The organism is Bacillus sp. UNC125MFCrub1.1 (assembly GCF_000701305.1).
GTDB classification, from domain to species: domain Bacteria; phylum Bacillota; class Bacilli; order Bacillales; family Bacillaceae; genus Bacillus; species Bacillus altitudinis.
In genome coordinates this window covers 851,233-871,484 of record NZ_JNIG01000009.1, presented here as the reverse complement: position 1 = coordinate 871,484, position 20,252 = coordinate 851,233, and the positions used below count along the sequence as shown (strand labels likewise).

Below are 20,252 nucleotides of genomic sequence, written 5' to 3'. Positions count from 1 at the left end.
GATATTGTATGATAGATATCTATAAAAAGAGGATTAAAATCCTCTAGATTAACAAAGGTGGATTTATCTAATGAAAAACACAATCAAAGTTGTGATTATATTATTTACTACCGTTATTATTCTAATAGTTTCTCTTATTATCCAACAAGATAAGAAAGAAAAATCGAATGATTCAGGAGGGGAAACTGTTGTGAAAGAGAAAAGTGATCAAGAAAAAGCAGAAGAGTTCGCAGAGAAAATGAAACCAAAAATAGAAGAAAGATTACATAAAAAGGATATCTATCATTTTATAGAAAAAATAACATTCAAAAAAAAGGTATCCATTAGTCCAATGGGATATGTAACAGTTGATGGTTATATAAATGATGATCCTGAAAAATTTTATTTCTCAGCATCTTTAATGCATAAATCTAATGAAATTGGTTCTATGAGCTTTTCCCCAGAGTTGTCATATCGTTTTAAAGACTGGAATAAATATAAAGATGAGCCTGAGATAAAAGAAAACTACCTTAACAGACTCTCTGAAAAAGAACGGGAGCAATATCTAAAGGACATTGGAGAAAAAGAGTAAAGCAGGTACTCACTTACCTGTTTTTATTTGTGTCAATTTCATTGGTAGATTGATTAAAGGTTCATAAAGGAGTTTTTATTTTTTATGAGAAATACAATGAAATTTTCTATATTAATTGTGGTCGTCATCATCTCAGTAACTGCTTTCATTGTAGAGTACATTAATCAGAGTCTGTCGGATGATGTAGTGGAAGAGAAGAGCGATGAAGAAAAAGCAGAAGAACTCGCAGAGAAGATGAAGCCTAAGATAGAAGAGCATTTACATAAAAGAGACATTCATCACTTTATCAAAACCATAACGTTTGAAAAAGATGTGACCATCAATCCTATGGGGGATATTATAATCGATGGCTATATAAATAATGAACCGGAGAAGTTCGGATTTTCAGCTTCTTTACAATATAGAGCTAAAAAAATAGGTTCAATGAGTTATGATCCTGAGTTGTCATATCGTTTTAAAGATTGGGATAAATTTAAAGATGAACCAGAATTAAAGGAAAACTATCTTAAACGACTCTCTGAAAAAGAACGAGAGCAATATCTAAAGGACATTGGAGAAAAAGAGTGAAGCAGGTGTCTACCCACCTGTTTTATTTTTTTATTATCATTATGAGAAGTTTTGATTGTAAGGAGTGTTGCGTTGTATGAAAAATACTTTAAAACTTGTATCTGTTTTGGTCGTTATCATCATTGTCTCAGTGACTTCGTTAGTCACTCAGCACAATAAGCAAAGTAAATCAAATGATGTGGTAAAAGCAAAGAGTGATCAAGAAAAAGCAGAAGAGCTCGCAGAAAAAATGAAGCCTAAAATAGAAGAATGTTTACGCAAAGAAGACATCCATCACTTTATTAAGACCATAACGTTTAAGAAGAGGGTAACTATTGATCCAATGGGCTACATCGTAATTAGAGGATATATAAATGATGAACCGGAAAAGTACGGTTTCTCAGCTTCTTTACAATATAGAGCTAAAAAAATCGGTTCAATGAGTTATGACCCTGACTTATCAGACCGCTTTATAGATTGGGAAGAATATAAAGATGAGCCGGAAGTGAAAGAAAATTACCTTAAAAGTTTTACTAAGGAGGAACGAGAACAGTATCTTAGAGACATTGGAGAAAAAGAGTGAAAAATATCCGTTAGCCGTATGTTCTTTCAAAAACGATGACCAAAATAATATGCTATCATTCCCCTAACAAGACTTACAAACAAGGGAGAGCTTTCAAACATGGCAAATAAAAAGAAATTGATCTTGGATGTAGACACTGGAATTGATGATGCGATTGGTATTTTGCTTGCAGTGAAAAGTAAGCGGTTTGATATGTTGGGGATCACAACGGTGTGCGGGAATGTGTCTGTTGAAGCGGCGACATTGAATACGTGTAAAGTGCTTGAGCTGGTTGAGGCAGAGGAAATCCCTGTCATCAAAGGTGCAGTAACGCCTCTTTTGAGAGCCCCTCATTATGAACATCGGGTGCATGGGGAGGATGGAATTGGCGGCGCTTTAAAGGACGCCCGGCCTAAGAAGACCGCAGATGAAGGTTTTGCGCCTGATTTTATCATTGACCAAGTACTGAAGTATTCGAAGCAGGTTACGCTTGTGTTGACAGGGCCGTTAACGAATTTAGCCCTTGCAGTAAAAAAATGCCCTGAGCTGATTCATCACGTAAAAGAAGTCATTTTTATGGGGGGTGTCGTGCAGGAACAGGGGAATGTCACACCGGTTGCGGAATTTAATACATATGCAGATCCAGAAGCGGCGAAATTGGTGCTGGAGGCTGGTTTCCCTTCATTGACTCAAGTAGGGCTGGATGTCACGAGACAGGTCTTGTTAACGGATGAGAGAATTGATGCCATTCAAAATGAAACGTTAGCCAGTTATATCAGAGAGAGCACAAGCATTTACCGCCAGCGCTATTTTGAGCGGAATGGGGTGTGGGCATGTGCCATGCATGATCCGCTTGCTGTAAGTCTTGCAATTGATAAACAACTTGTGAATACACAGGCTTTTCATGTAGAAGTGGAGACGAAGAGTGAGTTCTGCGATGGTCAAATGATATGTGATTTTCAGCATCAATGGGGAAAAGATCGCAATCTTCAAGTGTGTATGGATGTAGATGCTGAAGGGTTTTTTGATTTAATGATCAAAGTCTTGAATTCTTAAAAAAGAAGTCTGTGCAAACAGGCTTCTTTTTTATAAGATGGGAACATGAGGAAATGTATGCGCTCACATGAATGAGGAAGGAGTGAAGTCAATTGGCTTCTGTCAGTTTAAGTAGTATGGATAAGATAAGGGCAGCAAGCAGAGGATTGCCGCCAAAACTGAAAGCAATTGCTGAGCACATTACAAGTGAGCCCCGCGACATCATCCATTTGTCGATTGTCGAGCTTGCCAAAAAGACAGCGAGCTCAGAGGCAACGATTTTTCGTCTTTGTAAAAGGCTTGGATTTGAGGGGTATCAAGATTTGAAGATTGCTATTGCCCAGGAAATAGACCAAACGAAGCCTGATTATGTAGATGAAGAGATGAGTCTTGACGATGATACTGCCGTTTTTATGCAAAAGGTATTTCAGGCGAACATCACTGCATTAAAGGATAGTTTTCAATTGTTGAATCCAGAAGATGTAGAAAAAGCCGTACAATTAATCCATGAAGCAGAGCGCTTAGAGTTTTATGGCAGCGGTGGGTCTGGCCTCATCGCCACAGATGCTTTTCACAAATTTATGAGAACAGGCATCAACTGTATTGTTCATACAGATTCTCACTTTCAAGCGATGTCGGCAGGTCTGCTTGATCAAAAGAGCACAGTGCTTGGTATATCTCATTCTGGTCGAAATAAGGATTTGCTGGATGCGATGAAAACAGCCAAGGAAAAAGGAGCGAAAACCATAGGCATTACAAGCTATCAGCGTTCTCCATTGAGTCAGCTTGCAGATGTCACGCTGTATACATCAACGCAAGAAACGGCTTTCCGAACGGAAGCGATGTCTGCTAGGCTTGCCCAGCTTACTGTGATTGATGTGCTATATTTTGCGCTTGCACATTTAAGGCAGCAGGAAACATTAACAAACTTAAAGCAAATGAGAGAAACCATTTCTCAAAAAAGAGTGTAATGGTTTCAAAAATAAATTTTTCTATTAGTGAAAAATGCTGTTGTGGTAACGATTCTAAGGTTTTAAATGAAAATTATTTTCTTTTTGATCGTTGAATGTCGAAAAAAATATTCCTATAATGGGATTTATCAGGTACACCAGCACCACGACACTTTATTTCAAATCAATGATTGGGCGTGATACAGATGAAGGGAAACCAGGCGGTAATTGGTTTGGATATTGGAACAACAAGTACAAAGGCGGTTCTATTTGGACCACAGGGGAAAGTCATATCAAAACATTCTGTTCCTTATGACCTCATTCACCCCCAGCCAGCATGGGTTGAGCAGAACCCTGAACATATTTTAGATGCTGTGATTGCGAGTGTAAGAGGCGCCTTGACGAAAGCAGCATTTGATGCAAAAAACCTCATAGGTGTGGGAATTAGTACGGCGATGCATTCGTTAATCGTCATGGATGAGAATGGAAAAGCATTAACAAACAGTATCATTTGGGCTGATAACAGAAGTGCAGAACAAGCGAAACGAATCATAACGGACTTAGATGGCTTTCAAATTTATAAAAGAACCGGAACACCGATCCATCCAATGTCACCGCTTTCAAAAATACGATGGATCAAGGAAATGACACCTGACGTCTTCAATCAGGCAGCAAAATTCATTTCCATCAAAGAGTATGTTCTTTATCATTTCTTCGGTCAGTATGTGGTCGATTATTCAATTGCATCAGCAACAGGACTGTTCCGATTGGAAACGCTTCAATGGGACGAGGAGGCACTACGCATTGCAGGAATTCAGGTGAATCAGCTGTCTGAACTTGTTCCAACGACGCATCAGCTGCGTGGTCTTCAGCCAGAAATTGCGCTGCGAATGGGCATTGAAGAAGATACACCATTTGTTGTGGGTGCAAATGACGGTGTATTAGCGAATCTTGGTGTTGGTGCGATTGGCAAAGGTGAGGTAGCAGTCACGATTGGGACAAGTGGTGCAGTACGTACAGTCGTAGATCAGCCAATTACAGATGAGCAATCAAGAACATTTTGCTATGCATTGACGGACAAGCATTGGGTCGTCGGAGGACCGACCAATAACGGCGGAATTATGCTGAGATGGCTCAAGGATGAATTTGGGTCTTCCGAGGTGGAGGTAGCAAAGCGTCTAGGTGTAGACCCTTACGATCTAATGATTGATATTGCAGAAAAGGTTCCAGCTGGCTCAGAAGGGCTGCTGTTTCTACCATTTTTAACAGGTGAGCGTGCACCTTATTGGAATCCAAACGCAAGAGGCACGTTCTTCGGGATCAGTCTTCAGCATAAGCGCGAGCACTTTATTAGAGCCGTGTTAGAAGGCGTCATTATGAGTGTTTTCTCGATCGGTGTGGCACTAAGAGATTTAACAGGTCCAGCGAAGGATGTCAGGGCTTCTGGTGGATTTGCGAGATCCCCTCTATGGCGACAGATTTTGGCCGATACGATGGGCAGAGAAGTGCTCGTACCAGAAAGCTACGAGGCTTCCGCACTTGGGGCGGCTGTCCTTGCACTTCATAGTTTAGGTCATATGGAAGAGATAGAAGAGGTGCAGGAATGGATTCGTATTTCTGCCCGCCATGAACCAAATATGAAGAACAACGAAACATACATAGAGCTATTTTATTTATATGAGCGTCTCTATGACAAACTGAAGGATGAATTTGATGTCATTAGTGCGTTGCAATTAAAACAAAATCGTTAAACATCGGGGAAAAGGTGGGAGAACATGCTTTTATTCATTATGATTGCGGCGATTGTCCTTTTACTCATTCTCATTACAGTCGCTAAGTTGAATCCGTTTGTGAGTTTGATCATTACCTCTATGCTAGTAGGCTTTGCTACAGGAATGGATTTACAGGAAATCATTCAATCGATTAAAACGGGATTAGGGAACACGTTATCGTTACTCGCGATAGTGCTAGCGCTTGGGACCATGCTTGGGAAAATGATGGCTGAGTCAGGGGGCGCTGAGCGGATCGCTCAAACACTCATCAGTCGTTTTGGGACGAAGAATGTGCATTGGGCGATGATGTTTGTAGCCTTTATCGTGGGGATACCTGTCTTTTTCCAGGTCGGATTTGTTCTTCTCATTCCCTTACTCTTTACCATTGCGATTGAAACGGGCATTTCGCTCGTGACGATTGGGATTTCATTAATCGCAGGCTTGTCTGTTGTGCATGGGCTAGTCCCGCCTCACCCAGCTGCCATGGCAGCAGTAGGCATCTATCATGCCAACGTGGGGAAAACGATTTTCTTTTCAATCATCGTCGGTTTGCCAACAGCTATTATTGCTGGACCGTTGTATGGTAAGTGGATTGGAAAGCGAATACATAAACCAGTTCCAGAGCTGCTCAGAAAGCAATTCACGGAACGACATGCTGATCGGAAGCTTCCTGGTTTTGCGAATACGATGTTTACCATTTTGGTGCCGGTCATTCTTATGTTGCTTGCCACGTTGGCGGACATTATTTTGCCAGAGGATAGTATGTGGTATCAGATGTTTAAGTACATTGGAGATCCCATAACAGCTTTATTGATTGCGACAGTGTATTCTTTCTTTAGTCTTGGCTTTATACAAGGGATGAGCCGTGACCGAGTGCTGTCATTCAGTAACGATTGTTTGGGACCGATCGCTTCCATTCTGCTTGTGATTGGTGCAGGCGGAGCGTTCAATAATGTACTGATCGATTCAGGCGTTGGGGATTATATTGCTGATTTAGCCAAACACTCCCCAATCTCACCGATTTTACTTAGCTGGCTGATTGCTGCGGTTATTCGTGTGGCAACAGGATCAGCTACAGTATCCATGATGACAGCAGCCGGAATTGTAGCCCCAATCGCTGCATCCATGCCGGATGTGAGCAGAGAGCTGCTTGTTTTAGCAACAGGAGCGGGTTCACTGATTTTGTCTCATGTCAATGACTCTGGTTTTTGGCTGATCAAAGAGTATTTTGGTATGACCATTAAAGAGACGTTCTTGACTTGGACGGCTATGGAGACCATCATTTCCGTTAGCGCCATTGCATTTATTATGATCATTAATATGTTTATATAACGGGACAACAGCTCAATCCTTCGGAATTGGGCTGTTTTAGCTTGTTGTTATGCCGCTTTTGACAATTTAGGATAAAATAATGATATTGAGCTATGGGAGGCGGACATGATCGAACCTTTAAAACATGTATATAATGAACCATTTATTCAACATTTAGCAGAAAAACTTGCGCAAGCGTCAACTGTATTTGATGCTGATCACTTTCAGCAGCTCGTGTTTCAAGAGGATTGGGAGCAGCTCGAGTTGAAAGGACGAATGAGAAGAGTAACTGAATCGATGCACGCCTGTCTGCCTGAGGATTATGAGAAGGCAATCGATGTACTGCGTCAGACAGCACCGCATTTTACAGGGCTCAGTGCGCTTGTATTTCCAGACTACGTCGAGACATATGGTGTTGACCATTGGGATATCTCGATCAAAGCACTTGAATTCTTTACACCGTTTTCCACTGCTGAATTTGCCGTTCGACCTTTTCTCATTCGAGATCAAGAGAAAATGCTGGCGCAGATGCTTGTGTGGTCACAGGATCAAAATGAACATATTCGCCGTCTCGCTAGTGAAGGATGCAGGCCTCGTTTGCCGTGGGGATTATCCGTCCCTGCGCTGAAAAAGGACCCTTCTGTCACGCTGCCCATTTTAGAAAATTTGAAGTCAGATTCGGCCAAGTATGTGCAAAAAAGTGTAGCGAATCATTTAAATGATATTTCTGCAATTCAGCCAGACCTCATGAAGCAAATGGTCAAAAGCTGGTATGGAACCAATGAACATACAAACTGGATTGTCAAACATGCATCCCGTACGTTATTGAAAAAAGGCGATCCAGATATCATGGCTTTATTTGGCTATGGAGATGATCCGTCTATCCAAGTAACGGATTTGAAGGTGACGCAAGACCCCGTTCGTATTGGAGAGAAGCTGACCTTTCATTTTATTCTTCAGGCAGATAAGCCATTAAAGCTGCGCGTAGAGTATGCCGTTGATTACGTGAAAGCTCGTGGTACACGCAATCAAAAGGTATTTAAAATCACAGAATTTGAAACAGGATCGGCGCTGCATAGAGAATTTGTCCGGTCACAGTCGTTTCAAAATATGACAACGAGAAAGCACTATGAGGGCATTCATACATTAACCATCATCATCAACGGCATCCCAAAAGCGTCTGTTGATTTCGAAGTCGCAGCAGCTGCTCATGAAAAAACCCGCCATTGAGGCGGGCTTTGCTTGCGTTTCTAAGCTTTCTTTTTCATTAAGAATGAAGCAATGATGGCGGCTGCTAAGAAACCGATACTGATAATCGAGCTAGGTAAGTTCTCTGGTCTGAATAGGAACAGAACAAAACTGACACTGAGTACAAGACCAGCAAATAAAGTGAAATACGGAAATAACCAAACTTTGAAATACGGCTCCTGTGGATATCTTGGACGCAGTTTCAAATGTGCCAGACAGATGCTGATCCAAATAAGAGAAACCGCAAAACCAGGAATAGCCAGCATATAGCTGAAAATTTGATCTGGGTACAAGTAAGCAAAGAATGTTCCGATTAAAAGAAACAGAACGGTCACCCATAAACTTAAAATAGGTACACCTCTTTTGTTGACCTGTGCCAGCTTTTTTGGACCGCCGTCTGATTTAGATAGAGAATGAATCATTCTCGTCGTACCGTAAATACCAGAGTTGGCGGCAGATAGAACAGCTGTAATTAAGACGAAATTAATGAAGTGAGAGGCACCCTGCATGCCAGCTGCTGAAAAGACTTGGACAAAAGGACTGTTATTCGGATCAATTTGATTCCAAGGAATGAGTCCGCAAATAATCAAAATCGGCAGTGTGTAAAACAAGATGATACGCCACATCATACTTTTGACAACACTAGGTAACACCTTTTCTGCATCCTTTGTTTCTGTAATGGTCAGCCCGATCAATTCAGAGCCTCCATATGAGAAGATCACCACTAATAATGAAGCAAAAACAGCGCCCCATCCGTTCGGGACAAAGTTTTGGTAATTGGTGAGAACAGGCGTGCTTTGTTCACTCGGAATGATTCCAAATAATAATGCAGCACCGAGAATAATAAACACAATAATAACGAAAATCTTCATTCCAGCGAACCAAAACTCAATTTCACCAAAGTATTTTACATTATTTAAATTAATTCCGATGACTAAGAGCGAGCAAAGTAAACATAAAGACCATAATGGTACGTTTGGCATCCAATATTGAAGCAAACTCCCCGCTGCAATGATTTCAATGACACATACAGTGAGCCACATAAAACAGTAAACCCATCCGACAACAAATGAAAAACGTTGACCAAGCGCAATCTGTATGAGGTCGCGAAGGTTATTCCCCGGGTAGACGATGGCCATTTCAGCTAAAGCCGCCATGACAATGAGAAGAAGCAATCCAGCAAATACATAGGAAAAGATAACTCCAGGACCTGCTAAGCCGATTGTATCGGCACTTCCTTTAAAGATTCCTGTACCAATGACCCCGCCCATCGCAATCATGCGAATATGACGCGGCGATAAAAGCTTTTTTAATTCGTGTTGTTCCTGATTCGCGCTCATGACGTTCTCCTTTTTTAAAATGCTTATGTTCCATTTTCTTTTTTCGAGCGGTCAGTGTCAATATAAAAAAAGAGATTTTTCAGACAAAATAGGCGGTTGATTCTATCAAATGAGCCGTTTTCTTCCATAAATCCTTTCCATGACCCATCCCCAAAATCTGAAACTTCGTGAAAAAATGATCATTTGCCTTAATTCTGACATAAACAATTTTCAGTTTTTGTCGATATATCTTTTGTATTACTAAAGTCCTAATAAAGAATTATTTATAACTGTAAAATATTTCAAAAAAGTATGGAAGAATGAAAGGAGTTATTGAAGATGTTTATGAGAAAAGCAAGTGATTCATCGTCGGGGGCCCTTCTTAGTGAAAGCAGTCAATTAGTTGAACGAATTGAGAAGGGAGATTTTTCAGCCAGAATTGATACTGCTGCATTCTCTTCTAGTCAAACAATAGAAGCTGTGGCTCAAATAAATGAAGCGTTACAAAAGATGCAAGAAGCGCAAGAAGATATTCATATGCGTATGAATTTAGTGACAAAAGCGATTCAAGTGGGTCTATGGGATATGACGGTTGTAGCAGGAGATCCTGTGAATCCAAAAAACGAATTCACATGGACAGATGATTTCCGCAAAATGCTAGGTTTTCAAAATGAAAACGATTTTCCGAATGTCTTAGACAGCTGGGCATCTCGAATTCATCCAGATGAGCAGGAATACACTTTGAATGCATTCTCTACGCATTTATTGGATCATTCTGGCCGTACACCGTATGATATCGAATATCGTCTGAAGTTGAAAAATGGCGAGTATCGTTGGTTCAAAGCAACTGGAACGACGATTCGAGATCGAAATGGGGTACCTCTTCGTGTGGCAGGGGCTCTTTTTGATATTCATGATCAGAAATTGAAAGAAGAAGAGCTGCAAGCATTCGTGACAAGATATGACTTGATCAACCGTGCGCTTGTGGAAGCGCCTTGGGATATGGTTGTAGAGGCTGGCGATTCTGTCAATCCAAACAATGAATTCTGGTGGTCTCCACAGTTTAGAAAAACGCTTGGTTTTACAGATGAAAAAGATTTCCCGAACGTGTTGAGTAGCTGGAGTGATCGTTTGCATCCTGAAGATAAAGAATCGGCTCTCCAAGCCTTTTCGGATCACTTAAATGACCACTCTGGGCGCACGCCATTTGACATTGATTATAGATTGCAGAGTAAAAATGGCGAGTACCGCTGGTATCATGCGGGCGGTGAAACCATTCGTGATGAGAAGGGTGTCCCTTTACGTGTTGCAGGAACGATTCGTGATATTACGTTAGAAAAAAATAAAGAAAAAACAGCCAATGAAATGGCTTCCCAAGTAGAACAGCTTTCAAGTTCTATTAGTGAGATGGTATCTGGCATCAGTTCTGTGACAAACCAAGCACAAGAGCTTGCTGTCGCTCAAGAGCAGTCAACGTCTGCTGCTAATCTGGCGAAAAACAGTGCAGATGAGACGAAGAACATTTCAGACTTAATCAAAGAAGTGGCAAACCAAACGAATCTGCTTGGTTTGAATGCCGCGATTGAAGCAGCAAGAGCAGGCGAGCAGGGACGCGGTTTCTCAGTCGTTGCCGATGAAGTGCGTAAGCTAGCGCTTCATAGTGCCAATGCGACAGAAAATATCGAATCTAGTTTAACTGAAATGAAAACACAAATCGATCAAATTCTTGAAAATATCTCCAATATGACAGCTCTTACGCAAACACAGGCTGCTTTAACAGAGCAAGTGAACGCTTCAGTTGATGAAGTGAATCATATGTCTCAGCGTCTGGTGGCATATTCAAAGAGTATCTAATGTCAAAAAACCGCCTTTTCATCAGAAGGCGGTTTTTTATTTAAGCATGATCTGCTGGGAAAACAATACCGGCGTCTTTCCTAGCGTCTTCAAGAACCTTCATGACAGAAAGACTGTCATCAAGCCATTCATAACACTTTTCGACATTTCCTGTTTCAATGATATGCTGAAATGCTTCTGCTTCATAAAACAGGCGGTTTGAATTGGTTTGTGCATTGAGTGAAGTGACTTGGTCTCCTATATGCAGCAACACTTCCTCACAGCCATTCGCACCATTTTTCACATGCAGGAACCCTTTTTCCCCTTGAATCAAAGCGAAATTCATACTGCTTGTATCTTTGCTGCCAACACTTGTGGCGATGAAATCATTGTAAGTAAAAGTTAATACACCAGATGTGTCGATGCCGTTTGGATGGCGGTTGGCCTGGTAACGAACGTCTTTCGGTGAACCAAATAGATTCATAATGAAATGAACATTGTAAATGTTAATATCCATGAGGGCACCGCCAGAAAACTCTGGGTTAAAGACATTCGGCGTTTCCCCGGCGAGCAGCTGATTATATTTACTTGAATATTGACTGTAGTTACATTGAACGAGTTTGATTCTGCCTAATTGATGAAGGTGTTTTTTGATTAAATGATAGTTGGGCATATGAACGGTCGTAATGGCTTCAAATAGGAAGAGCTGCTTTTCCTTTGCGAGAGCGATTAAGGCTTCTAGCTCTTTCACATTAGAGGTAAAAGGCTTTTCGCAAATCACATGTTTTCCGTGTTTCAATGCAGCCGTGGCATGCTCGCTATGTAAACGATTGGGTGATGCGATATATACCGCTTCTATGTGGGGATCTTCTAACATAGCGGTTAAATCCGTATAAGTCGTTTGCACCCCAAATTGATCTGCGAGTTTCTTTGCCGTAGCTTCCTTTCTTGAATAGACAGCGTGGCAAGAAGCACCTTCAAGCTGTTCAATTGCCTGGAGGAAACCTTCAACAATCACACCTGTTCCAATGGTTGCTATTCTCATTCTATTCATAACCCCTTCCATACGATTGATGTCACGTCAAGCTGTCTCTAGTATACCTGATGTTTTCATACAACGTGTACTTAACAGCTAGGCGCAGAGGGGTGCCAGTAAAAAATACCGGCACATCTTTGGCAGCCTCTACAATTAACTAATGTTAGCTAATGTTTGTTTCGTTAACAGTTGAATGGCCGCCTTCCTCTTTTTTAACTCTTGAATGGATTTTTGAATATCTTCTACTTTTTGTTCGAGCAGCTGTTCCGCTTCTGTTTTCGACTGTTTCTCGAATAGTGACGTGATAATTTCTCGAATTTCTTTGAGTGAGAAATCTAGCTTTCTTGCTTCAGTGATAAAGGATAGCATGAGTACATATTTTTTATCATATAAACGATAGCCGTTATGTGCTCTCTTAGGCTCGGGGAGCACACCCTCATTTTCATAAAAACGAATGGTTTCAATATGTACACCAGATATTTTTGACAATTTTCCTCTCGTAAATGTAATCATTCCCTGCACCTCCTTTCTTTGCTATCCATCATACAATTAGATTTGCTAGTTTCAAAATATTCTCCGATGAACATTTGTTCCTTTTCATACTGTTAAAATGACAGGTCTGTCCTATTCACAGCGGATTTCATAGAATAGGTTATAATAGATGAGGATGAAGTGATTTTTTGTTACAGATATGAACAAGTAGACAGTGTGAGAAAAAAACGATAGGCTAAAATAGGTACATAGTATGATGAACAGCATGTGATCATGTAGATGATCACTCAAAATAGTGACAGCATGTTTTGCTGAGAAAAGGGGAGCAGTGAATGTATAAATTAGTCGCAATTGATATGGATGGTACGTTATTAAATGATCAGCATATGGTGCCGGATGAGGTGTTTGAAGCCATTCAACAGGCGAAGGCAGAAGGCGTTAAAATTGTTTTATGTACAGGCCGGCCGATTGGCGGGGTGCATCGCTATTTAAAAGAGCTGCAGCTTGATCAAGAGGGGGATTATGTCATCGCCTATAATGGAGCGCTTGTACAAAACAGCCATACAAATGAAGTCGTATCAGAATTAACTTTATCCTATGATGATTTGACTTCTTTATATGAACTGAGCCGTCAGCTGGATACACCTATGCATTATTTCGATTCAGCTCATCTATACACACCAAATCGGGATATTAGTGAATACACGGTACTTGAATCGTACTTAACGAAATTGCCGCTTAAGTATTTACCTGTCGAAGAGGCAGACCCATCCATGAGACTTCCGAAGATGATGTATATTGATCAGCCAGAACGTTTGGAAAAGACGATACAAGCCATTCCATCTGAAGTGAAGGATCAGTACATGATGGTAAAAAGCACAGATTTCTTCCTAGAAATTCTTCATCCTGATGTGAGCAAAGGGAATGCCGTGAAGCTTCTAGCGCATGAACTGGGGATTTCTCGTGAAGAAGTGATGGCGATTGGTGACAATGGGAACGACGTGTCGATGCTAGAATTTGCGGGCTGTGGCGTTGCGATGGGAAATGCCATTGAAGATGTCAAAGCAGTTGCGGATGTTGTGACAAAATCCAATAACGAAGCAGGAGTCGCACATATCTTGCATGAGCGAGTCATCGGAAAATAAAGAAAGAGCGGTCTACCAATGAGGTAGCCGCTTTTTTATATGTGTGAGAAAAAGTAAACAAGCATACGTCTGCTGTTCAAATTTGTTTTTTCGAGCATCGCCTTTACATGATCATGCACCGTATGAGGCGAGATAAATAACGTACTGGCAATTTCTTTTGTGGATTGTCCTTTTATTAAGCAGTCAAGGACGTTCATTTCTCTTTCTGTTAGCCGATATGTTTTCGCTATATAAGGAAGGATGTCACTTGTTTGAGCTCGTTTAATATGAATCATGACAGCCTCTTCCTGCCCGGCTGCTTGTGCTAAACGAAATGCTTGAAGAGAGAGAAAACGCCCTGTCGGCATTCTGGTGATGCTGACCGCTGTTTGGTCACCGCCGCCATATAAAAGCTTAGCACCTAATGCTCTAAACGGACGGGGCATGATGGCACCGTCATGAATTTGCTCAAAGGTTTGGAAGGTGTGGAGCCAATGAAGACCGGTTTCATTTCCATAAAGAAGATGGTAATCGTGTGAAAGAATGAGGAAGCCTTGGTGTTCCGCCGTTTCATCTTCTTCCGTTTCTCTTCTTTTAAAAAGTTCATCTCTCAGCTTGGCTGCGAGTGCTGGTGTTTGGCGACTAACCGCTTGTATATCTTGTTCATGAAAAGGTTCCTTCTCCTTTTTCCGATAAAGGCTGGCGATTCCCCAGCATTCACCTTGAATCACAAGGGCTGCCCGCAATTCATCTGCCCATCCGTTAGGCAACAAAATGTGCTGGTATCGACCACTATTGAGGTATTCTCCGCTTTGGACGAGACTGGCAACGTGGACAGGACCTTTCGCTAGATCTTCATGCTGGTGCACATCTTTTTTTAAATATTCATTTTGAAACAGCTCGTTATGTATGGCTTCAATCGGTTCATCTGTAAAAGAACCCGTCGAGAGGAGAGTAGCTGGATCAATAGTTGTGATACAGGCAGCATCAAAATCACAGATAGCAGCAAGTTCATCTCGAATGCTTTTTCTCAGCTGCTGAAAATGAGCGGCTGGATTGTTCATTTGATCTCCTCCTCAATATCCCCACTTTTAGGGATCGTTTTTTCTCATCTATCTTCTTACAATGAAGATAACATACCGTTAGTGTAAAGGGAACGAAGCAAAGCGGAAACTGGAGGAGAAGACATATGAGTGTAAATCAACATTGGCATGATCCTGTTGCTGAATCCTATGCAGCGACAATTGCACATAAAGTACCGGGCTATCATCTTTTGCATGAGCTGACAGTGGATAGAGTAGAAATCGAATTAATGGGAGCGGCTTCTCGCATGTTAACAGTCGGAGCAGGTGGGGGCGAAGAGATTATCAACATGCTTCAAAGAAATAAAGACTGGCATATCACAGGGGTTGATCCATCTCCAACCATGCTTGAGATGGCCAAGCGCAGAGTGGCACAGCTTCATATGCAAGATCGCGTCACATGGTATGAAATGGCCTTAGACAAAGTGCCGGTTGAAAAGTCGTACGATGCAGCAGTAAGTTTGCTTGTCATTCATTTTGTAAAAGATCAGCTGACCTTTTTACAGGAGATCGCCCGCCGGCTTCAACCAGGTGCTCCTCTCGTGTTGGCGTTTATTCAAGGAGACCTGGAAACGCCGACATTTCAGCAGGAGCTTCATATGCTTTCTCTATTCATGAATCGTCAAGGCTTGGGAAAGGAAGTGTTTACGTCCTTCCGAGAAAGGCTGGGTGTCACAACATATCCCGTGTCTGAAGAAAAGATGACAGCACAATTAACCGAAGCAGGATTTCAAGACATCAGACCTTATTTTCAAGCGGGCATGATCAAAGGGATTGTTTGTAAAAGAGGCGATAGAAAGGCGGTTGGAAAATGAGGTCAAAAGTGATGGTGATAGGCGGTTATGGACATGTGGGGCAGCAAATATGTCTTCAATTAAGTGACGTGTATCCTGGGCAAGTCTTTGCGGCTGGCCGAAGTTATGAGAAGGCTGAACAATTTGCACGCCAAACGAATGGGCGTGTACGTCCATTTCAGATAGATGTCAGACAACCAATGGATACGGACTGGATGGATGAAACGAAACTCGTAATCATGTGTCTGGATCAAGATGACACGTCATTTGCTGAAACATGCTTACGGTCAGGTATTGATTATCTCGATATTTCGGCAAAAGGAGCCTATATTGAGAAGCTAGCAAAGGTCCATCAACAGCAATTGAACGCAACGGCTGTGCTGAGCGTAGGTCTTGCACCTGGTCTCACCAATTTGCTTGCAGCGAAGGCGGCATCTATTCTGACCTCTGTGGAGCAAATTGATATTAGTATCATGCTTGGGCTAGGTGACCAGCATGGAAAAGCAGCTATTGAATGGACGCTTGATCATGTGCATACGGATTATGAGCTAACGAAGAATCATCAGCGAAAGAAAGTCAAAAGTTTTACTGGAGGGAAACGCATTGATTTTGGCAAAACGCTTGGAAAGCGGCAAGCCTATCAATTCCCTTTCTCTGACCAGCAAACATTGCCTTCAACGCTCCATGTGCCTTCTGTGACAACAAGGCTCTGTTTTGATTCTGGTGTAGCGACACGTGCATTTGCTCTCACAAGGAAACTCGGAATGACGTCCCTTCTCACGATGCCGAAAATCAAGGAACGAGCCATTTCACTGATTCAATCTGCTCAAATGGGTACAGATCAATATGCAGTGAAAGTGGAAGCGGTAGGAATGAAGGGTAACGAAATTCATCAAGCAGCGCTTGGAATAAAAGGTCGCGATGAGTCTCAAGCAACGGCTCAAGTCGCCAGTGCTGCGGCACTGCATGTATTGAGCAGGCAGTTTCAGGCAGGTGTCTTTCATATCGAAGAATTATTTTCATTAGCGTATGAGAATGGTGATTTTGCGTTGGTGGATCAAAAAACGAAGGAAAAGCACGCATTAGCATTGAGAGCCAGCCTTTTAACGGCATAAAAGAAAACGACAAGAGATACGCATCAGCTCAAAAGTACAGGTCAGTCATGTGGGCGCTCTATTCATGATCCGAAAACAACCGCTTGCTCTCCATGTAAATGGCCGAGAGGCAATCAAAGATGGTAGTCGGAGCTGATATAATGGTTACATTGGGCAAATAAATCTCAAGTGGGTGTTTACAAGTGCTAGATACAGAAAAAGATGTAGTGAAGAATTATATAGATTCACCCCAAAAATTGAAAAAATTATATAAACGAGTATTGTTCGTTGTCAGTCTATCGCAAATATTTGGAGGGGCTGGAATAGCTGCAGGAATTACGGTAGGTGCCATTTTAGCGCAACAAATGCTTGGAACTGAAGCCTATGCAGGAGTCCCAATCGCTTTATTTACTTTGGGGTCAGCTGGGTCAGCTTTCATTGTAGGAAAGCTTTCGCAACGTTATGGACGACGCATCGGTTTATCGACAGGTTTTGTTGCTGGAGGGCTCGGAGCAATTGGCGTTGTGCTGGCAGCTATGATGAATAGTGTCATTTTATTATTTGCATCGCTCTTCATTTACGGAGCAGGAACATCCACGAACTTACAAGCGCGTTATGCGGGGACGGACTTAGCGAATTCTAAACAGCGTGCAACTGCCATTAGTACAACAATGGTCATGACAACATTTGGAGCAGTAGCAGGTCCGAATTTAGTTGAAGTGATGGGTAAATTTGCAGTGTCCATTGGTGTTCCAGCACTTGCCGGTCCTTTTATTTTATCAGCAGCAGCATTTATTGTAGCTGGTCTTGTTCTTTTTATTCTGCTGCGTCCTGATCCATTAGACATTGCCCGAAGAATAGCAACTTACAAAGCAGAACATGGGCATGGAAATAAAGCAGATGCTGCTGATAAAAAAACAGATAAAAAAGGGCTTACAGTAGGTGCCACAGTGATGATCTTAACTCAAATTGTCATGGTGGCACTCATGACCATGACACCGGTGCATATGCAGCATCATGGTCATGGATTAGCCGAAGTGGGCATTGTGATTGGTTTTCATATAGGGGCCATGTATCTTCCTTCACCTATCACGGGTGTACTTGTAGATAAACTAGGACGAACAGCTATGAGCATAGCGTCGGGCATCACATTGTTACTTGCTGGTTTATTAGCAGCATTCGCACCAAGTGATTCAATGATTCTATTAATCATTGCTTTGTCTTTACTTGGATTGGGATGGAACTTTGGTTTAATTAGTGGTACTGCTCAAATAGTGGATGCTACAGAACCATCAACCCGGGCAAAAACCCAAGGAACACTCGATGTTTTTGTTGCGTTAGCAGGTGCTTCTGGCGGTGCCCTTTCAGGAATGGTCGTGGCGAATACGAGTTATGCTACATTATCTTTAAGCGGAGGAATTTTATCGTTAATTCTCATCCCTGTCATCGTTTGGTCTTTTAAAAGTAAAACATAATGCAGCTCCGTGCTCATCCATCACAAAAAACACATGCCTCCAATCATAGGAAAGCATGTCTTTTTTGAATCTCTCTTCACAGGATGCTAGTCTTCTTATGATGCCGAGGACACATCTCCTTTTTTCTTGATACTGGCTTTAATGAGCTCAGTCAATGTGTCAGAGCCTTTTGTGGAAAGGTGAACACCATCTGGCTGAAAATAGGATGGCTGTCCGGTAGCGGCTGAATGCCAATCGACTAAGCTCACATTGTGATGTTGATTGGCCACACGCTCAATGACTGCATTCACATCATTTTCCCAAGATCTTGGAACGCGAGTGTTCACAAGAAAAATATGAGCCTTCGAGAAATGTTGAATGAATGAGGTCAAAGTCCCCTCTGTAAAATAACCATTTGTGCCAAGCTCAATAATAACAGCGGCATTAGATTGATTAAATGAAGCATACTGAGGAGCGATGTTGACGGCTTCGTTCATTTGTCTGCCAACCTTTGCATCGATGGTGATTTGTGCATATGCTTTTTCAAGATTCGGCGCTATGTCTAGCATGACGGAATCACCAATAGCAAGAATTTGGTGAAACTGCTTCTGATCTGCTGCTTTTTTCTCATGTTTGTCTTTCTTTTTCTTCACTTTTGATTCTGTCTGACCGCCTGCCTTTTGGGGCGCTGTCTTAATTTGTGTTACTTCCTTGGCATGTGGGGATGTATGAGACGAGCTAGACATGCCAATGGTAAATAAAATCAAAAGGACTGCGGCAATCCCAAGAAACACTTTATTGGACATAGACCATTGCTTGATTCCTGTTTTCCAAATCGACCAAGAGGCAAAATAGTGTCTAAACCCGAGTTTACGAATCGGCTGTTCGATCAAACGATAGGAAGCCTCTGATATGAGTAGAATTGCGATGAGCTGCAATGTGACACGTCCCATGGAAGGCTGTCCAATCTCAATGACCGGTGTGGTCAGCACGATAATTGGATAATGCCATAAGTAGATGCCATAAGACCGCTTTCCGAGCCAAACGAGTGGTTGAAAAGACAGCCATTTCCCAATAAGACTGGCAGGATGGCAGACACACGCAATTAAGATCGCTGCATTCACACAGAATAAAAGCATACCGCCTTGGTAGAGAAAGCCGTCAAATTCGTCGACTGCATAAACACATAAGAGGAAAATGACCATCGAACCGAATCCGGCTATTTGTAACATACGTCTGCCGACAGGAAGTAATTTTCTGCTGGAAAGTCTGTGCATGGGCCAGACAAATGCAAGACTGCACCCGATGAGGAGTGCAAACGCACGTGTGTCTGTTCCATAATAGATCCTGCTCGGGTCAGTATCCGGTGAATAGAGAATGGCCATCCATAAAGCAGAAACAAGTGCCAGACCAAAGGTAATCATAGGAAGATGGGATCTATTTTTCACCCATTTCAGTCCAGCAATCAACAGTACCGGCCAAATGAGATAAAATTGCTCTTCAATCGCCAAAGACCATAAATTTTTTAGTGGAGATACAGCATTGAAGCTGTCAAAGTAAGAGAGCTGATGAAAAATATACCACCAGTTACTCACATAAAAAAAGGACGATAAGGCATCGCCACGAATGGACATTAATGCATTTGAACCAGCAATGGCGCACCAGCTGACGATTAAAAAAATCATGATGTAGGCAGCTGGAAGCAGCCTTCTGATGCGGCCCATCCAAAAAGGCAGAAGCTCTTGATAGCCCAAATCCTGCTTATGCAGCAAGATGGTTGTAATCAAGTAACCAGAAATCACAAAAAACAAATCAACGCCAAGAAACCCGCCGCTTGCGGGTTCAATATGTAAGTGATAAGCAATGACCGCCAATACGGCAACAGCTCTCAGCCCATCTAATCCTAATATGTAACGTAAACGGTTTTCCTTGCTGTTCATGAAAAAGAATCCCCCATCAATGTCAAACGCGTCTTTTTTGTTGTCACTCCAAAAGAACAACGATTCTTTTATTTTATATAAGATTAGAC

At 41.9% G+C, this 20,252-nt stretch carries 18 protein-coding genes; 13 read left to right on the top strand and 5 right to left on the bottom strand.

Annotated features, from left to right (window positions below; translation table 11 throughout):
* Window positions 1-70: 70 nt before the first annotated feature.
* The 8 genes from N521_RS04650 (at window position 71) to N521_RS04615 (ending at window position 7,977) form a co-directional block, all read left to right on the top strand.
* Window positions 71-571, top strand: a complete 501-nt coding sequence (locus N521_RS04650; RefSeq protein ID WP_035390005.1) for a DUF1433 domain-containing protein — start codon at window positions 71-73, stop codon at window positions 569-571.
* A gap of 84 nt (window positions 572-655) precedes the next feature.
* Entirely contained in the window at window positions 656-1,138 is a 483-nt protein-coding gene (locus tag N521_RS04645) for a DUF1433 domain-containing protein (protein ID WP_008347335.1), read from the top strand.
* Window positions 1,139-1,214: 76 nt separating this feature from the next.
* Window positions 1,215-1,700: a hypothetical protein gene (locus N521_RS04640; protein ID WP_017368376.1), complete on the top strand. Its 486-nt coding sequence runs from the start codon at window positions 1,215-1,217 to the stop codon at window positions 1,698-1,700.
* A 99-nt stretch (window positions 1,701-1,799) separates the two neighbouring features.
* Window positions 1,800-2,735 (top strand): nucleoside hydrolase, encoded by a 936-nt coding sequence (locus tag N521_RS04635; protein WP_017368375.1) that lies wholly within the window; start codon window positions 1,800-1,802, stop codon window positions 2,733-2,735.
* 116 nt (window positions 2,736-2,851) lie between these two features.
* Complete coding sequence (locus N521_RS04630) at window positions 2,852-3,685, top strand: MurR/RpiR family transcriptional regulator (RefSeq protein WP_034646848.1); 834 nt, start codon at window positions 2,852-2,854, stop codon at window positions 3,683-3,685.
* Between the two features lie 185 nt (window positions 3,686-3,870).
* On the top strand, window positions 3,871-5,415 hold the full coding sequence (gene gntK, locus N521_RS04625; protein ID WP_035390003.1) for a gluconokinase: 1,545 nt from the start codon (window positions 3,871-3,873) through the stop codon (window positions 5,413-5,415).
* Between the two features lie 24 nt (window positions 5,416-5,439).
* Window positions 5,440-6,768, top strand: a complete 1,329-nt coding sequence (locus N521_RS04620) for a GntP family permease (RefSeq protein WP_035390001.1) — start codon at window positions 5,440-5,442, stop codon at window positions 6,766-6,768.
* Between the two features lie 108 nt (window positions 6,769-6,876).
* Entirely contained in the window at window positions 6,877-7,977 is a 1,101-nt protein-coding gene (locus N521_RS04615) for a DNA alkylation repair protein (protein WP_407974763.1), read from the top strand.
* Between the two features lie 20 nt (window positions 7,978-7,997).
* Here the strand turns inward: N521_RS04615 and N521_RS04610 are convergent, their stop codons facing one another.
* The gene (locus tag N521_RS04610) at window positions 7,998-9,335 is read right to left on the bottom strand and encodes an amino acid permease (protein WP_017368372.1); all 1,338 of its coding nucleotides are present in this window, start codon (window positions 9,333-9,335) and stop codon (window positions 7,998-8,000) included.
* 318 nt (window positions 9,336-9,653) lie between these two features.
* Here N521_RS04610 and N521_RS04605 point away from each other — a divergent pair, with 318 nt between their 5' ends.
* Window positions 9,654-11,168, top strand: a complete 1,515-nt coding sequence (locus tag N521_RS04605) for a methyl-accepting chemotaxis protein (protein WP_017368371.1) — start codon at window positions 9,654-9,656, stop codon at window positions 11,166-11,168.
* 40 nt (window positions 11,169-11,208) lie between these two features.
* On the opposite strand, the gene N521_RS04600 is transcribed toward N521_RS04605, so the two are convergent.
* Both N521_RS04600 and N521_RS04595 read right to left on the bottom strand, forming a co-directional pair.
* The gene (locus N521_RS04600) at window positions 11,209-12,192 is read right to left on the bottom strand and encodes a Gfo/Idh/MocA family protein (RefSeq protein WP_035389997.1); all 984 of its coding nucleotides are present in this window, start codon (window positions 12,190-12,192) and stop codon (window positions 11,209-11,211) included.
* A gap of 144 nt (window positions 12,193-12,336) precedes the next feature.
* Entirely contained in the window at window positions 12,337-12,696 is a 360-nt protein-coding gene (locus N521_RS04595; RefSeq protein ID WP_035389995.1) for a MerR family transcriptional regulator, read from the bottom strand.
* Between the two features lie 311 nt (window positions 12,697-13,007).
* Here N521_RS04595 and yidA point away from each other — a divergent pair, with 311 nt between their 5' ends.
* The gene (gene yidA / locus N521_RS04590) at window positions 13,008-13,820 is read left to right on the top strand and encodes a sugar-phosphatase (protein ID WP_007498032.1); all 813 of its coding nucleotides are present in this window, start codon (window positions 13,008-13,010) and stop codon (window positions 13,818-13,820) included.
* Between the two features lie 35 nt (window positions 13,821-13,855).
* Here yidA and N521_RS04585 read toward each other — a convergent pair whose 3' ends face one another.
* Entirely contained in the window at window positions 13,856-14,863 is a 1,008-nt protein-coding gene (locus N521_RS04585; RefSeq protein WP_017358624.1) for a helix-turn-helix transcriptional regulator, read from the bottom strand.
* 125 nt (window positions 14,864-14,988) lie between these two features.
* On the opposite strand from N521_RS04585, the gene N521_RS04580 reads away from it, so the two are divergent.
* The 3 genes from N521_RS04580 to N521_RS04570 all read left to right on the top strand — a co-directional run bounded on the left by N521_RS04580 (window position 14,989) and on the right by N521_RS04570 (window position 18,244).
* Complete coding sequence (locus N521_RS04580) at window positions 14,989-15,696, top strand: class I SAM-dependent methyltransferase (protein ID WP_025208246.1); 708 nt, start codon at window positions 14,989-14,991, stop codon at window positions 15,694-15,696.
* A complete protein-coding gene (locus tag N521_RS04575; RefSeq protein WP_017358626.1) occupies window positions 15,693-16,790 on the top strand; it encodes a saccharopine dehydrogenase family protein in 1,098 nt (365 codons plus the stop codon). The genes N521_RS04580 and N521_RS04575 overlap by 4 nt, the downstream gene beginning before the upstream one ends.
* 182 nt (window positions 16,791-16,972) lie before the next feature.
* Window positions 16,973-18,244 (top strand): MFS transporter, encoded by a 1,272-nt coding sequence (locus tag N521_RS04570; protein ID WP_035389992.1) that lies wholly within the window; start codon window positions 16,973-16,975, stop codon window positions 18,242-18,244.
* A 95-nt stretch (window positions 18,245-18,339) separates the two neighbouring features.
* Here N521_RS04570 and N521_RS04565 read toward each other — a convergent pair whose 3' ends face one another.
* Window positions 18,340-20,163: an acyltransferase family protein gene (locus N521_RS04565; protein WP_035389990.1), complete on the bottom strand. Its 1,824-nt coding sequence runs from the start codon at window positions 20,161-20,163 to the stop codon at window positions 18,340-18,342.
* Window positions 20,164-20,252 lie beyond the last annotated feature (89 nt).